Genomic DNA, 14,090 nt, shown 5'->3' on the forward strand with positions numbered 1-14,090 from the left:
TGAGGACGTGAGTCCGTCACCACATTGAGGCGGTACTAGCCTTAAAAATTGCCTTTCAAACTGACAGTGAAGTTGCGCGGTTCGCCGTAGAAATTACCCCAGTCGGCCGTTCCCACCGTCTGATAGTAATTTTTGTCGAAGAGATTGTTACCGTTCAGCGCCACCGTCCATGTGTCATCAACCCGGTACGCCAACCGCGCATTCCATACCGCATAACCGGCTTGTTCCAGTTTGATGCCTTGAATTCGGTAGTTGCTGCTCTGGGCGTTGACGCCGGTGCCGACGCTCCATTTCGACAGTGTGCCGTCCAACTGATAATCGCCCCACAAGCGCAGCATGTGTCGCGGCACGTAGCTGTTTGCGACCGCGCCAATTGCGGCGCTGTTGATGTTGTTGAGATTCTTGGTCTGGGTGTAGGTGTAGCCGCCCGCCACTTGCAAGCGTTCCAGCAACTCGCCACTCAACTCGGCTTCGACACCTTGTGCGCGAACCTTGCCAGTGTCGGTGTAGCAATAGCCGTCTGCCGAGGTACCGCATTGGGTGGTGTAGTCGGTTTCGGCGGCGTTTTTCTCGATAGCGCGGAACAATGCCAGCGAGCTGTTGAGGCGCCCCTCAAACCATTCGCCCTTGATGCCCAGCTCGTAGTTTTCGCCGATTTTGGGCTTGAGGGCGGCGCCGGTCACCGTGGCGTTGGAGCTTTGTGGCTGGAAGATATCGGCGTAGCTGGCGTACACCGAAAGGTTGTCGTCGAGGTCATAGATCACCGCGGCGAACGGCGTGACTTCACCGGTTTCCTTGGTGCGTGCATCCTGCAGGGCCCATTCGCCCCAGGCGAGGTTATTCGACTGGCGGCGGTTTTCGAACCAGCTGACGCGACTGCCGAGCACCACCATCAATGGCTCGGCCAGCCTCAGGCGCAAAGTGGCGTAGGTACCGTACTGGGTGGCGGTTTCCTTGACGGTGCCGCCCCGGTACATGTTGGGCCAGAAGGTATCGTTGGCGGGCTGCGGGAAGTGGTGGTTGGGCAGGAAGATACTTTGCCGGTCGGGCAGGCTGCGGATCGCGTAGACATCGTCCTGGGTGCCACGGCTGCCATTGGCGCCGATGATGAGTTCATGCTGCAAACCGAACGCTTCGAACTTACCGTCCAGGTAGGCATCCAGTCCGAAATCCCGGTGGTCGTAGTCAAACAGCGCGGCGTACATCTCGGCGGTTGGCGCCGGGTCACCGTACTTCACGGTGCCTTGGCTGGCGGCGTATTTGATGTCTTGCAGGTTGCGGCTGTTCACCGCCGTGACCTTGAGTTGCCAGTCGTCGTTGAAGTGGTGGGTGAGGTCGGCAAACAGCGTAGTGCGTTGGCTCTGCCAGTCGTTCCAGGCCTGGCCCAGGCAGGTGGAACGGCTCAGGCCGATGCTCTTGCCGTCGCTGTAGCGCGGCACGCCGCCCCAGCAGGGCGTTGCATCGACATCTTCGTAGCTGGCACCGATGCCCAGGGTGGTGTCAGGCGAGAGGTCAACATCCAGTGCGAGGTAGACAGCTTGGTCCTGGCGCTTGGAGACGTCCATGTACGAGCCACGGTTCTGTTGGCTGACCACGGCGCGGCCGCGTACGGTGCCGCTGTCATTGAGCGGGCCGCCGGTATCGACGTCGGCGCGGTAGTTGTCCCAGGTGCCGGCAGACAGCGACAGGCTGGTGGTGGGTTTGTCTTGTGGCCGCTTGCGCACGAAGTTCACCGCACCACTGGCGGTGCCGGCGCCCTTTAGCATGCCGGCCGCACCCTTGAGCACTTCCACCCGGTCATAGATCGCCATGTTGGCGGTGAAGCTGTCGGCCTGTACGTAGTCTTTGCCGATGTCCAACGGCACACCGTCGAACTGGTATTGGCCGAGCATCTTGAAACCACGGGAATAGAAATACTTGCCACCCATAGGTGAGTCGTAGGTGGTGATGCCCGGGGTGTGTTCCAGTAATTGATCGATGGTGGTGATGTTCTGGTCGTCGATCAGCTTGCGGGTCATGACGCTGACCGATTGCGGTGTTTCCCGCAGGCTGTGGGCGCCCTTGCCGATGGTCACTGCGCCGGTGGTGTAGGAACCGCTGCCGTCAGTGGTGACGCCGAGGTGTTCGCCGGTCACGGTGGTGGCACCCAGGTTCAGCGCGCCGGTGTCCGCGACTTGCGGCAACAGCAGCCAGGTGTTGTTGCTCTGGCGTTGGGCTTGCAAACCCTGGCCCTGGATCAATTGGCTCAAGGCCTGTTGGCTGTCCAGTGCGCCGTTGAGGCCGGGGCTGGTCTTGCCGGCGACGCTGGTGGCGTCATAGGACAGGCTGATACTCGCCTGGCGCGCAAACTGGTCGAGCACCGTGGCCAATGGGCCGGGTGCGATGTTCCAGTCACGGGCCTGGGTGTCGCTGACAGGCGTTTGCGCCATGACCGCCAGGGGCAGGGCGCTGCCGTTCAGGCAGGCACCGAGCAGGGCGGCGTGCACCGCATGCTTGAGGGGAGAACGCTTGGAGGGGAACGCTTGCATGACCGCGGAATGCTCCTGAAGGAAGTGGACAGAATCGGCCTGTTGATCGGCCTTTCCTTACAGGTCGAGCGAAGATGAGAATTCACCTCATTTATTTTCGGAAGGTCATGCACGAGCGGCGACGGTCACCCAATAACGGCTGCGATAGGTGATGTTCACCGACAGTGCCTGTGCCACCAGGGTCAGGACCTGATCGGTATCGTCCAACTGGTAAGTCCCGGACACACGCAGGCCGGCGACCGCTTCGCTGCAGCGCACCAGCCCAGTGCGGTAACGGCTCAGCTCCGCGAGGAAATCGTCCAGACGCATGTTGTGAGCGCTGATCACACCGTCGCTCCAGGCCCAGGGATCCAGGCCCGTGGTGGCGGGTGGACGCAAGCCGTTTCGATCAAACAGCATTTGCTCGCCGGGCTGTATCACCCCACGTGCGCTGGCCTGATGGCTGTCGGCGAATACCGCGACGCTGCCTTTTTGCACGGCGAGCAAGGTGCCGTGGGGCTCCTCGCGCACCATGAACCGGGTGCCCAAGGCGCGCAGATAACCGTCGCGGGTTTGCACCCAGAAGGGCCGTGGCGCGCTACCGTCGGCGCCCATGTCGATCAGGATTTCACCCTGGCGCAACTGCACCAGACGCCTTTCGGTGTTGAAGACTGTGTCGATGGCGCTGGCACTGTTGAGCTGGATACGGCTGCCATCGTCGAGGGCGACCCAACGCCGCTCTCCGGTGGCGGTGCGGTAGTCGGCCAGCAGGCCGGGCAATGGCGTGTAGTCGCGGCCGAACCATGTCAGCCCTGCGGCACCGGCGAACAGCCCGAGCAACTTCAACCCTTCACGGCGGCTGATGCGTTGGCGGGCACCTTGCAAGGCATGGCGGCCGACCTGTGCCGGCAACTGCGCAAACTCGTCACTCATCGACGAGACCCGTTGCCAGGCCTGCTGGTGGTCGCCACTGGTTTCAAGCCAGCGTTCGAAGGCGGCCGTAGTGGCGTCATCGGCAATATTGAACCGCAGCTTGATCATCCACTGGATCGCCTGGTCCACCAATGGCGGATTAGCCTTCGGCATAACGCAACCGATAACAGGCATGCAGTGCCTTGGCCAGGTCGCGTTCCACGGTGGCCTTGGACACCCCCAGGCGCAGGGCGATCTTTTGGCAGGTCAGGCCGTCCAGTTGCGCCAGCAAAAACGCTTCGCGCACCCGTGGCTTGAGTTGGTCCAGCAGGCGGTCGATGCGCTCCAGGCTGTCGAGGATCAGCAGGCGGGTTTCTTCCGACGGCACCTCGACTTGCGGGAAATGCGCGAGACTCTCCAGATAGGCACGCTCCAGTTCGCGGCGGCGATACTGGTCGATCATCAGGCTGCGGGCGATGCTGCTCAGGTAGGCCCGGGGTTGCAGCAAGGCTTGCTGCTTGCGCGCATTGAGCAGGCGCACGAAGGTTTCCTGCGCCAGGTCGGCGGCGTGCTCACGGCAGCCCGTACGCCGGCTCAACCAGCCGCGCAGCCAGGAATGATGGGCATGGTAGAGCTGGCCGATGGCGGCATGATCCAGTGGGTGGTCGCTCGACATGGGCATCCTGGCGCGGGCGTCTTAATTGATAACGGTTCGCATTCTATGCGTTGGCCAGAGGATTGGGCAATCGTTGCCGTGTGGATTTGGCCGGATGCACAAACCCACACAGGCTTGACGGGGTTGCGGCTAAGCCTTGCGCAGGTGCAAACACTCAATCGAGCGGTCGACGGTGGTCTTGGCAATTTCCAGCAAATGCCACACCGCCAGCAACTTTGCCCGCTCGGGGCTTTGCAGCAGTTCGCCGCAGTCGAGGGCGGTGGCCGAGGCGCTGCTGAGCAGGCTGGCAGTGTAGAGCAGGGAGTCTTCGAAGCTCAGGTCTTCGTTGACGGTATGGAAGCCCTGGGAGGGCAGGTAGTGTTCGAGGGCGCGATTGAAGGCAGCGCGGTTTTTGAGCAGGTCGATGGGTGGGTCGGGGACGGGTTTATTCATGGTGTAACTCCTTTTCGGTTAAGGAGCCGACCCCTTCGCGACTAAACGTAGGGTGGCGGCTGTACGCAGGTTAGTCGACCGGCCGAAAAGGAAAAACCGGCGCACCCGAAGGTGCCCTGCGCACAGCCACCATAAAACCTCATGATGGGACATGCGCCTTTTCGGATCCGGGCGACTAAACCCGATCACTGATGAGCAGTGACGGGGCGAAGACTAGCCACCGGTCCCGCAGGCACAAGGCCGAAAGATTGTCTCGGAAATGTCCCGCAAATCAAAGGGATTTACCCTGCTGGCCCTTTATTCATATCCGAATTGCCTCGCGAATTTTCCCCAAGGCTATTCTCAACGTCGCCAAATCAATCGACCCCAGCGCCACCCGCAACGCATGCGGCACATGGGCCGTACAGGCAAACGGCTCGGCACTGGTGACCCGCACACCCTGGCCCTCAAGCGCAGCCACCACTGCATCCGCCCGCAGACCTTCCGGCAACACCAGCCACAGGTAATACGACGCCGGATGCGCAATCACCTCACACCCTCGCAAGACCTCCCGGGCCAGCGCCTGGCGTTGGCGCGCATCCTGGCGCTTGTGCTCTTCCAGTGCATCCACTGCGCCGGATTCTATCCAGCGGCACGCCAGGTTCACCGTGAGCGTCGGCGTGCTCCAGGTCGAGACACGGATCGCTTGCTCCAGCGCCGGCACCCACGCCTTGGGCGCGACGATAAACCCCACCCGCAACCCCGACGCCACACTCTTCGAAAGGCCAGACACATACACCGTGCGCAGCGGCGCATAAGTAAACAACGGCTTCGGTGCGGGCTCGGCGAGAAAGGCGTAGGCGCCGTCTTCGATCAGTAGAAAATCGTAGCGTTCAGCCAACGCTGCAAGGCGCTCCCGGTCGGCTTCACCCATCACTGTGCCCAGCGGATTGTGCAACGTGGGCATGCAATAAAAAGCCCGCACCGGGCGCCGTTTGCACAAAGCCTCCAGCGCATCCAGATCCGTATGCCCAGCCGGTTGCGGCAGCGGCTCCAGGTCGATGCGCTGGGACTGGGCCAGGGTTTTCAACCCGGGATACGTCAGCGCATCCACCGCCAATACATCCCCCGGTTGCAGCAGCGCCATCAGGCTGACGGCGAGGCCTTGTTGCGCACCGTTGACGATCAGCACTTGCTCGCCACTCACGCGAATCTGCCGATTGCGCAGGTGCCGCGCGGCGGTCTGTCGTTCATGGGCGCGGCCACCCTGCGGGGCGGAATGCAGCAGCGCATCGAGGTCGCCCGAGGCGGCAATGGCACGCAAACCGTCGCGCAGCATCTCGGCCTGGCCCGGCAACGAGGGGTAGTTGAGGCTCAGGTCCACGGTGCCCGGTTGCAGCGGTTGTTGCACCAGGCCCATGCCCCGCAGCAACGTGGTGTCGCGCACAAACGTCCCGCGTCCCGGTTCACCCACCACCAGGCCGCTGGCCTCCAGTTCGCTGTACACCCGCAAGGCAGTGGCGAGGGCGATGCGATGGCTGTTCATCAGGCTACGCAGGGTCGGCAACTGGGTGCCCGGCGGCAACTGTCCGGCGCGAATCCGCGTGGCCAGTTCATCGACGATCAGTTTGTAGCGAACCTGAGCCATGGTGCGTTCCTGTGCAAAGTGTATCTAGATCAATTTTTTGTTTGTATCAGGTGGGCTGATTAATCTACAGGCTTTCCCGGCGGATGGCTTGAGCATGATCGACCTCGCAACCCTGGCTGTGTTCTCTGGCGCAGTCCTGCTGCTGTTGTTATCCCCGGGCCCGAACATGGCCTTCGTCATCAGCCACGGTGTGACCTATGGCTGGCGTGGCGGGGTGGCATCCGGGTTGGGCATCAGCGTGGCGGACCTGCTGCTCACGGCGCTGACCGCAACCGGCGTGACCGCTCTCGTCGCCAGCTGGCCGCCGGCCTTCGACCTGATTCGCTACGCCGGGGTGTTGTACCTGCTGTGGCTGGTGTTCAAGACCCTGCAGAAAACGCCCGCCCTGGACACGGCCCACGTCAGCCGCGTGCCGCTGGGCCGGGTGTTTGTGCGGGCCATGCTCAACAGTTTGCTCAACCCCAAGGCGCTGCTGTTTTTCATGGTGTTCCTGCCGCAATTCGTCAGCCCCGAGGCGGGCCCCATCGCGCTGCAACTGGTGCAACTGGGGATCATCCTGACGCTGATCAGCGGTGTGTTTCATGCCGTGCTGGGGATTTTTGGCGGGGCGGTTAGCCGGTTTTTTGCCGGCAAACCGGGGAGCGCAGGCTTACAGAAATGGGGCCTGGCAACCGTGCTGATGGTGCTGGCCGTGCGCTTGGCATTGATGTCTCGCCCGACGTGAAACATCACTCATAAAAGGACGTTACCCATGTACATCGCAGCCTTTATCTACAAGCCCGGCGAACGGGATGACGAGTTCCAGCGCCTCACGAATCTGATCGACGCACTGGCAGCAAGGCTGCCGGGATACGTGGGGGCCGAGTCGTGGCGTTCGGCGGATGGCGGGTTGATCAACGCCAGTTATTACTGGCGTGACGAGGCCTCCATTCGCGCCTTTGCCAGCCACCCGACCCACCTGGAAGCCAAGCGCCTATACCGCCGCTGGTACGGCGGTTATCACGTGGTGATTTCCAAAGTGGAACGGGCGTATGGGGACGGCACGATCGGGCATCTGGTGCCCGCCGACCGCCACGGGCGGGCGAACGCTTAACCCAACCTGGCCGCCGCCCGTGCCACGATTTCACCCCGGGTCTTGCGCGACTCGGCGGTGCGCTTGCGGGCTTCCTCCAGTACATGTGGCGGTGCGGTTTCCGGCCGGCCAGCATTGAACGGCGGCGCCGGGGCGTACTCAATCTGCAACTGCACCAGTTGCGCCGCCGCCTCGCTGTACAGCTCGGCGGCCAGGGTCAGGGCAAAGTCGATCCCGGCGGTAATCCCGCCACCGGTCAACAGGTTGCCGTCACGCACCACGCGCTCCTGCACCGGGATCGCACCGAGCGGTGCGAGCAGGTCGTGGTAGGCCCAGTGAGTGGTCGCGCGACGCCCGCGCAGCAAGCCCGCGGCACCCAGCACCAGGGAGCCGGTGCACACCGATGTCACATAGCGCGCGGTCTGGGCCTGTGTCTTGAGAAACGCCAGGGTCTGCTCATCCTCCATCAATGCCCCGACGCCAGAACCGCCGGGCACGCAAATCACATCCAGCGTCGGGCACTCGTCATAAGTGGTGCTGGGGGTAAATACCAAGCCGGTGCTGGAGGTGACCGGCGCGAGGTCCTTCCACACCAGATGCAGCTTCACATCCGGCAGCGATCCCAACACGTCGTAGGGCCCGGTGAGGTCCAGTTGCTGGATGCCGGGGAACAACAAAAAGCCGATCTGCAAGGTCATGGGGACTGCTCCTGATAAAGGGATGGACGGCTTCACTCTAGTCACCTAGGCTTTGGCGCATACGCCATTGAGCCCACGAATTACGCCAACATGCCCAGAATCATCAACGTGCTCGCCTTTCCCAATGTGCAGGTGCTCGACGTCACCGGGCCCTTGCAAGTATTTGCCTCGGCCAATGACCTGGCGCGCCAGCAGGACTTGCCGTTGCCCTATGCGGTCAGTGTGATCGCCGCGCAGGCCGAGCCGGTGATGACCTCGGCGGGCCTGGCCCTGGTGGCCGAGCCACTGCCGCCTGCCGATGCTCCGTGCGACACACTGGTGATTGCCGGCGGCTGGGGGGTGTACGGCGCCGCCGAAGACCCGGCGCTGGTGGACTGGGTTCGGCAAAAAGCCACCCAGGCCCGGCGCATGACCTCGGTGTGCACTGGCGCCTTTCTGCTGGCCGCCAGCGGTTTGCTCGACGGCCGCCGCGTGGTGACCCACTGGACGCGCTGCGAAGAACTCGCGCGCAAGTACCCACAGCTGACGGTGGAGGCCAATCCGATTTTCATCCAGCAGGGCAACCTGTGGACCTCCGCCGGCGTGACCGCCGGTATCGACTTGTGCCTGGCGCTGGTGGAGGAGGACCTGGGTCGCGCCGTGGCCCTGGAAGTGGCGCGGCACCTGGTGGTGTTTCTCAAGCGCCCCGGTGGGCAATCGCAGTTCAGCGTGACGTTGTCGCTGCAAAAGGGCGGTAGCCGTTTTGCGGAGCTGCACGCCTGGATCGCCGAACACCTGACCCTCGATTTGAACGTTGCCACACTGGCCGCCCAGGCGGGCATGAGCGAGCGCAGCTTCGTGCGCCACTACCGCGCCGAAACCGGCCAGACGCCGGCGAGGGCCGTCGAATTGATCCGTGTGGAAACCGCCCGCCGGCAATTGGCGGACGGCAGCGCGTCGATCAAGCGCATCGCCGTGCACTGCGGCTTTGGCTGCGAAGAAACCATGCGCCGCAGCTTCCTGCGAGCGGTATCGATCACACCCCAGGCCTACCGTGAACGGTTTTCCTCACCCGGTTGAGGTCGAGCCTGTTTGAACGAATAGGTACGTTTTTGTATCAAGGTGCTATGTTACTCACAGTCCATTGCGCAGTGTCTTGATCCCAGGCCTCTACGTCGCGGTTTTGAACCTTCCCGGCGTGCGCACAGCTCATGAATTCACTACCTCCTGTCCTTGTCGAACTACGCGCGGCGACCGCTGCGCTGCACCGACGCCTCGACACTCGGCTGCCTTTTTCCCGCATGGACCTGGCGTTGTACCGCGAGTTGATGAGCACCTACTACGGCTTCTATCAACCGCTGGAGCGCGCCCTGGCGCCGTGGGGCGAGATCATCCCGGACCTGGAGTGGGGGCGGCGCAGCAAAACTCCGTACTTGCAGGCGGATTTGCGGGCGCTGGGCCTGGAAAACCTGCAGATCGACGCCTTGCCGATATGTCCCGAACTGCCCGCCATCACCAACGTGGCCCAGGCCTTGGGCGCCCTCTATGTGCTGGAAGGCGCCACCCTCGGCGGCCAGGTGTTGCGCGACCTGATCGAGATCAAGATTGGCGTGGGCTCCACCAATGGCGGCGCGTTCATGAATGTGTACGGGGCCGAGACCAGCGCCCTGTGGCAGCGCTTTATGGCGTGCCTTGACCCGCTGCGAACCGCGTACGAGCGCGTGGAGGCGGTGAAGGTCGCCGAGTCGACCTTCCTGTGTTTCGAGCAGTGGCTGGACCGCTGCGGGGTGCTGCGATGACCACGGTCGATACGCTGATCGACGATTGCGCCAGCGAGCCCATCCATATCCCCGGCTCGATCCAGCCTCACGGGTTGTTGTTGACGCTGAGCGAACCGGCGCTTGAGGTGCTGCAAGCCAGCAGCAACCTGAGCGTCGCGCTGGGCCTGGACGCGCAACGCCTGTCGGGCCAGGCGCTGGCCAGTGTGCTGGGCAGCGAAGCGGCAGTACAGGTGAGTCGTGCCCTGGCAGACCTGGACGCCTTTGAGGAGGACGTGCATCAACTGACGCTGGATGGCTACGCCTACGACATCCTGCTGCATCGTCATCAAGGCCTGCTGTTTCTCGAACTGGAGCGGAGCCTCACGCTTGAGCACAGCGCTGTGAAGCAGCTGTCCCGAACGCTGCGCCGCTTGCAGTCGGCGAAGACGCTCGACAGCTTGTACCAGATCAGCGTGACCGAGATTCGTAGCCTCACCGGTTATGACCGGGTCACCTTGTACCGCTTCGAGCAGGAAGGCCACGGCAAAGTGATTGGCGAGGCCCTCAGCGACGGCATGCAGCCGTACCTGGGATTATGTTTTCCCGCGTCGGACATCCCGCCCCAGGCCCGCGAGCTGTACCGGCTGAACTGGATCCGCGCGATTCCCGACGCCGAGTACCAGCCGGTGCCGATCCTGCCGGCCCTGCGCCCCGACAACGGCCAGCCCCTGGACCTCAGCTTCGCCGTGTTGCGCAGCGTGTCCCCGGTGCACTGCCATTATTTGAAGAACATGGGCGTGCGTTCCTCCATGAGCATTTCGCTGCTCAAGGACGACCAGCTCTGGGGCCTGATCACCTGTGGTCACCGTGAGCCGTTGCGCGTGCCCCATGAACTGCGCACGGCGTGCACCAGCATCGGCCAGTTGTTGTCGATGCAGATCACGTTGCTCCAGGAGCAGCAGGAGCGCCGCCAACAACGTGACAAGGCCGCCATGGTCGAAGAGTTGGTCGCCGCCATGACCGCGGACCAGTGCGATGTGATGGAAAGCCTGTTGCCCTATGCGCAAACGCTGCTGAACCTGACCGCCGCCGGTGGCCTGGCGATACGGGTGGAAGAGCGCCTGCATGTGTTCGGCGTTTGCCCTGCACGTGCTGAAATCCACGCCTTGTACCAGTGGGTGCGCGGACAGGGCAAAGGCGTGGTGCACAGCCATCAATTGTCGGTGGACTTTCCCCCGGCGGCGGCCTACCAGGCCCATGCCAGCGGCCTGTTGGCGTTCTGCCTGCCCAAGCCGGTGGACAACGCGGTGATGTGGTTTCGCCCGGAGGTCCAGTCCTCGGTGGAGTGGAGCGGCCAGCCGGTCAAACATCAGGAACCGGGCAGCACGACCTTGAGCCCGCGCCTGTCGTTTGAGTTGTGGAAGCAGCAGGTCGACGGCAAGGCGCTGTATTGGTCGCTGTCGGAGCTACAGGCGGTGGAGAGCCTGCGGCGCAATGCCCTGGAGCATGACCTGGCGCGCCAGGTGCAACGCGAACATGCTGCGGTGCGGGCGCGTGACGAGCTGGTGGCGGTGGTCTCCCATGACCTGCGCAGCCCGCTGACCATCCTGCTGATGCAATGCGGCATGATGCGCAGCATGGTGCCCGCCGAGGACAACAAGGCGAACCGGCGCCTCTCCACCGCGATTGAAACCATGCAAAACGCCACCGCCCGCATGAACACGCTGCTGGAAGACCTGATCGATATTTCGCGCATCGAGGCCGGGCGCTACAGCGTTTCGCTGCAACGGCTCGATGTGGCGGCAACCCTGGACCAGATCTGTTCGATGTGGCAACCGCTGGCGGCTGCCAAGGGTGTGGACCTGACTTGGCGCTCAGTGGACGGGCTGAGTGCCCAGGCCGACCCGGAGCGCTTGTTCCAGGTGTTTTCCAACCTGCTGGGCAACGCCCTGAAATTCACCCCGCTGGGCGGAGTGATCGAGGTGATTGCCGAGGCGGCGGGGGACGAAGTGCTGTTTCGGGTATGCGACAACGGCATCGGCATCGACCCGGCGCAACTGCCGTATATTTTCGACCGCTACTGGACCTCACGCGAGGGCAACCCCACCGGCAGCGGGCTGGGGTTGTACATCTCCCACGGCATCGTCGAAGCCCACGGCGGCACCCTGTGGGCTGAAAGCGTGGTGGGGGAGGGCAGCGTGTTCAGCTTCAGGATTTCGGCTGGGGGCTGAGGCTCAGCAGCTCGAAGATCGCCTCAAGGGTTGCCTGGGGCGCCTCCTGGGGAATGTTGTGGCCCACGCCGGCCAACACCTCGCGCCGATAAAACCCGCTGAAATTTTCCAGGTCGTCATCTTCGACCGGAGCCGGACCTACGCCGTCATCAGCGCCGCACAACGAGATGCTCGGTACTGAAATCGGCGGTGGCTGCACCAGGGCCTGCTCGATGCTTTCCAGCGCCGGGTCACCCGGTGCGTACATGAAGCGGTGCCGGTAGGAATGGACCACCACCTCGACAAAATCCGGGTTATCAAACGAGGGCGCTGTCTTGCCATACAGGCTCGGCCCTTCGGCCCAGGACGGCGACCAGAGCGCCCACAGCAACTGGCAGAACTCACGCCGGTTGGCGGTCAGTCCGTCGACACCCCGTTGGGTATGAAGGTAAAACTGATACCACAGCCGATGCTCTGTTTCCGGCGCCCGAGGCTTGGTCGACGCAGCGATATCCTGAATGTTGTAGCCATCGCCCGTCACCAGGCCGCGCACCCGTTCAGGCCAAAGCGTCGCAACGATACACGCCGCGCGTCCGCCCCAGTCATAGCCCACCAGCGTGGCTTTTTCGATGGACAGGGCATCCATGAAATCCAGCAAATCCTTGGCCAGCGCTGCTTGTTGGCCGGAGCGCATCACCTGATCGTTGATAAAGCGCGTCGGGCCATAGCCGCGCAGGTATGGCACCAATACCCGGTAGCCACGTGCGGCGACCACCGGGGCGATCTCGTCATAGCCGCGAGGATCATAGGGAAAGCCGTGCAGCAGGATCACCACCTCGCCGCCTTCCGGGCCATGGGCTTCGTAGGCGATATCGAGCATGGGCGTGCGGATTTGGAGGGTGGGCATGGAGGCTCCAAGGGTGGAGGGAAAGTGTTGGAACTGTAGACCAAGCGGGTTACCGAGTGTGGTTCGAAAGGCTGCAATTGCTTGACTTGTCTAGACCGGCCTGGCGCAAGCCGATGCAATTACCCCAAGGGTCGCGCACCTGGCACATCCACTCGCCGCCCTCGACTTCCATTGGCCCGCGATACAACGTGGCGCCTAACGTGACCAGTCGCTGTACCTCGTGAAGCAGGTCCGTCACCCGCCAATACACCACCGACCCGGCCGCGCCGCTGGCGACCTTGTTGTCTGCATTCACGATTTCGAGGGCAACGCCGTCCACGTCCAAGTGACCGAAATCGTCGGGCTCATGGTAGATGCGCGTGGCGGTAGGGAAGGCCGCGGCGTACCACTCCGTGGCGGCACGCCAGTCGGGGACGTGAATCAGGATGGAGATAATGGGCATCAACCGAACAATACCTGCTGCCAATGGGTTTCACTGATGATAGCGATCGGAATACCGCTATTTCTTAACTCGACGGCTTTTTTGATCTTCGTTCCATATGAGCTATGGAGCCATTGTTCATTACCAACGCTCCCGACCACGAGAAAATGAACCTTCTTGCTCACCGAGTTACCGATAAGGCCGCCGCGTTCTACGACAAGTAACTCACATTCCTTGCGAGGCCCGTACGCCATGACACCGGTAAACAAAAAAGTCCGGTCCTGCCACTCCAGTGTCGGAGCCGGATTGTTCAGCGGCAGGCTGCTGACAGCAGAGGGGCGCTGAGGTGACCCCACCGAGATACCGGAAAACTGATGCAGCATTTCCAACAGTTCTGCGGACTCTTCCGCGTCGAGAACACCGTCACTCAACATGCTGGCAAGGCGCTGATAAAGAATGTTTACCACCGGGTCTTCCAACTGGAGCAGATGGGTTTCTATCCAGGTCTTTAGAAACGCTGCTTCCATCTGATTGATGTTTCCGTCGGCGACCAGGCCGGCAGTGACGCCGAGTAATGCGTCGGCAGAGCGCCGATCAATACGCGCCTTGTGGAAGAGGTGACTGCGTTCGAATTCCTGATGAAGATCGGTCATGCGTCCATGCTCCTTAAGTCAGTGCTTTGCCAGGTCTCGGTCCAGCTCAGCATGGGCCGAAGGTTTCGCGTTGATGGTGAAACCGATATACACACATGTTGTGATGTTTGCCAAATAACCTGTGGCGAGGGAGCTTGCTCCCGTTGGGCTGCGCAGCAGCCCCGGGTTTTGTTGAATGTGTTCTTTGAGTTAGATGGCGTTGAGCTTTTTGGGCCGCTTCGCGCCCCCGCGGGAGC

14 protein-coding genes are annotated in these 14,090 nt (G+C 62.5%); 5 read left to right on the plus strand and 9 right to left on the minus strand.

Going from position 1 to position 14,090, the window contains the following annotated elements; genetic code table 11:
- Window positions 1-41: 41 nt before the first annotated feature.
- The 5 genes from ACW9I6_RS09860 to ACW9I6_RS09880 all read right to left on the minus strand — a co-directional run bounded on the left by ACW9I6_RS09860 (window position 42) and on the right by ACW9I6_RS09880 (window position 6,154).
- Window positions 42-2,528 carry a TonB-dependent siderophore receptor gene (locus ACW9I6_RS09860; protein ID WP_008434551.1) on the minus strand — a complete coding sequence of 829 codons (2,487 nt, stop codon included), beginning with the start codon at window positions 2,526-2,528 and terminating at the stop codon, window positions 42-44.
- A gap of 105 nt (window positions 2,529-2,633) precedes the next feature.
- Window positions 2,634-3,593, minus strand: a complete 960-nt coding sequence (locus tag ACW9I6_RS09865; RefSeq protein WP_134327040.1) for a FecR domain-containing protein — start codon at window positions 3,591-3,593, stop codon at window positions 2,634-2,636.
- A complete protein-coding gene (locus ACW9I6_RS09870) occupies window positions 3,580-4,095 on the minus strand; it encodes a sigma-70 family RNA polymerase sigma factor (RefSeq protein ID WP_134327039.1) in 516 nt (171 codons plus the stop codon). Before ACW9I6_RS09870 ends, ACW9I6_RS09865 begins: the two co-directional genes overlap by 14 nt.
- Window positions 4,096-4,224: 129 nt before the next feature.
- Entirely contained in the window at window positions 4,225-4,527 is a 303-nt protein-coding gene (locus tag ACW9I6_RS09875) for a DUF6124 family protein (protein ID WP_003208197.1), read from the minus strand.
- Window positions 4,528-4,828: 301 nt separating this feature from the next.
- Window positions 4,829-6,154 (minus strand): aminotransferase-like domain-containing protein, encoded by a 1,326-nt coding sequence (locus tag ACW9I6_RS09880; RefSeq protein WP_008434545.1) that lies wholly within the window; start codon window positions 6,152-6,154, stop codon window positions 4,829-4,831.
- Between the two features lie 94 nt (window positions 6,155-6,248).
- Between ACW9I6_RS09880 and ACW9I6_RS09885 the strand changes: the two genes are divergently transcribed.
- Window positions 6,249-6,878, plus strand: coding sequence for a LysE family translocator (locus tag ACW9I6_RS09885; RefSeq protein ID WP_087695340.1), 630 nt, complete (start codon window positions 6,249-6,251; stop codon window positions 6,876-6,878).
- Between the two features lie 27 nt (window positions 6,879-6,905).
- Window positions 6,906-7,247, plus strand: a complete 342-nt coding sequence (locus ACW9I6_RS09890) for an antibiotic biosynthesis monooxygenase family protein (protein WP_003208192.1) — start codon at window positions 6,906-6,908, stop codon at window positions 7,245-7,247.
- Here ACW9I6_RS09890 and inhA read toward each other — a convergent pair.
- Window positions 7,244-7,924 (minus strand): isonitrile hydratase, encoded by a 681-nt coding sequence (inhA, locus tag ACW9I6_RS09895; protein ID WP_102369581.1) that lies wholly within the window; start codon window positions 7,922-7,924, stop codon window positions 7,244-7,246. The two genes, ACW9I6_RS09890 and inhA, sit on opposite strands and share 4 nt — an antisense overlap.
- 90 nt (window positions 7,925-8,014) lie before the next feature.
- On the opposite strand from inhA, the gene ACW9I6_RS09900 reads away from it, so the two are divergent.
- From ACW9I6_RS09900 to ACW9I6_RS09910, 3 genes are all read left to right on the plus strand, one after another.
- Complete coding sequence (locus ACW9I6_RS09900) at window positions 8,015-8,983, plus strand: GlxA family transcriptional regulator (RefSeq protein WP_457339236.1); 969 nt, start codon at window positions 8,015-8,017, stop codon at window positions 8,981-8,983.
- A gap of 131 nt (window positions 8,984-9,114) precedes the next feature.
- The gene (locus ACW9I6_RS09905; protein WP_457339237.1) at window positions 9,115-9,702 is read left to right on the plus strand and encodes a biliverdin-producing heme oxygenase; all 588 of its coding nucleotides are present in this window, start codon (window positions 9,115-9,117) and stop codon (window positions 9,700-9,702) included.
- Entirely contained in the window at window positions 9,699-11,894 is a 2,196-nt protein-coding gene (locus ACW9I6_RS09910) for an ATP-binding protein (protein ID WP_457339238.1), read from the plus strand. Before ACW9I6_RS09905 ends, ACW9I6_RS09910 begins: the two co-directional genes overlap by 4 nt.
- Here ACW9I6_RS09910 and ACW9I6_RS09915 read toward each other — a convergent pair.
- The 3 genes from ACW9I6_RS09915 to ACW9I6_RS09925 are packed head-to-tail and all read right to left on the minus strand — an operon-like array spanning window position 11,872 to window position 13,854.
- The gene (locus ACW9I6_RS09915) at window positions 11,872-12,780 is read right to left on the minus strand and encodes an alpha/beta fold hydrolase (RefSeq protein ID WP_102369578.1); all 909 of its coding nucleotides are present in this window, start codon (window positions 12,778-12,780) and stop codon (window positions 11,872-11,874) included. The two genes, ACW9I6_RS09910 and ACW9I6_RS09915, sit on opposite strands and share 23 nt — an antisense overlap.
- Window positions 12,781-12,829: 49 nt before the next feature.
- Window positions 12,830-13,222, minus strand: a complete 393-nt coding sequence (locus tag ACW9I6_RS09920; protein ID WP_003208182.1) for a VOC family protein — start codon at window positions 13,220-13,222, stop codon at window positions 12,830-12,832.
- Window positions 13,222-13,854: a BRCT domain-containing protein gene (locus ACW9I6_RS09925; protein ID WP_087695346.1), complete on the minus strand. Its 633-nt coding sequence runs from the start codon at window positions 13,852-13,854 to the stop codon at window positions 13,222-13,224. Before ACW9I6_RS09925 ends, ACW9I6_RS09920 begins: the two co-directional genes overlap by 1 nt.
- Between the last annotated feature and the right edge of the window lie 236 nt (window positions 13,855-14,090).

This window comes from Pseudomonas sp. SDO5522_S412 (assembly GCF_054071215.1).

What these genes read in the sequence shown, in the direction of transcription:
- ACW9I6_RS09920 (WP_003208182.1), bottom strand. Translation starts at nt 13,222, where the DNA reads ATGCCCATTATCTCCATCCTGATTCACGTCCCCGACTGGCGTGCCGCC.
- ACW9I6_RS09905 (WP_457339237.1), top strand. Translation starts at nt 9,115, where the DNA reads ATGAATTCACTACCTCCTGTCCTTGTCGAACTACGCGCGGCGACCGCT.
- ACW9I6_RS09880 (WP_008434545.1), bottom strand. Translation starts at nt 6,154, where the DNA reads ATGGCTCAGGTTCGCTACAAACTGATCGTCGATGAACTGGCCACGCGG.
- ACW9I6_RS09870 (WP_134327039.1), bottom strand. Translation starts at nt 4,095, where the DNA reads ATGTCGAGCGACCACCCACTGGATCATGCCGCCATCGGCCAGCTCTAC.
- ACW9I6_RS09875 (WP_003208197.1), bottom strand. Translation starts at nt 4,527, where the DNA reads ATGAATAAACCCGTCCCCGACCCACCCATCGACCTGCTCAAAAACCGC.
- ACW9I6_RS09860 (WP_008434551.1), bottom strand. Translation starts at nt 2,528, where the DNA reads ATGCAAGCGTTCCCCTCCAAGCGTTCTCCCCTCAAGCATGCGGTGCAC.
- ACW9I6_RS09925 (WP_087695346.1), bottom strand. Translation starts at nt 13,854, where the DNA reads ATGACCGATCTTCATCAGGAATTCGAACGCAGTCACCTCTTCCACAAG.
- ACW9I6_RS09890 (WP_003208192.1), top strand. Translation starts at nt 6,906, where the DNA reads ATGTACATCGCAGCCTTTATCTACAAGCCCGGCGAACGGGATGACGAG.
- ACW9I6_RS09865 (WP_134327040.1), bottom strand. Translation starts at nt 3,593, where the DNA reads ATGCCGAAGGCTAATCCGCCATTGGTGGACCAGGCGATCCAGTGGATG.
- ACW9I6_RS09910 (WP_457339238.1), top strand. Translation starts at nt 9,699, where the DNA reads ATGACCACGGTCGATACGCTGATCGACGATTGCGCCAGCGAGCCCATC.
- ACW9I6_RS09885 (WP_087695340.1), top strand. Translation starts at nt 6,249, where the DNA reads ATGATCGACCTCGCAACCCTGGCTGTGTTCTCTGGCGCAGTCCTGCTG.
- ACW9I6_RS09900 (WP_457339236.1), top strand. Translation starts at nt 8,015, where the DNA reads ATGCCCAGAATCATCAACGTGCTCGCCTTTCCCAATGTGCAGGTGCTC.
- inhA (WP_102369581.1), bottom strand. Translation starts at nt 7,924, where the DNA reads ATGACCTTGCAGATCGGCTTTTTGTTGTTCCCCGGCATCCAGCAACTG.
- ACW9I6_RS09915 (WP_102369578.1), bottom strand. Translation starts at nt 12,780, where the DNA reads ATGCCCACCCTCCAAATCCGCACGCCCATGCTCGATATCGCCTACGAA.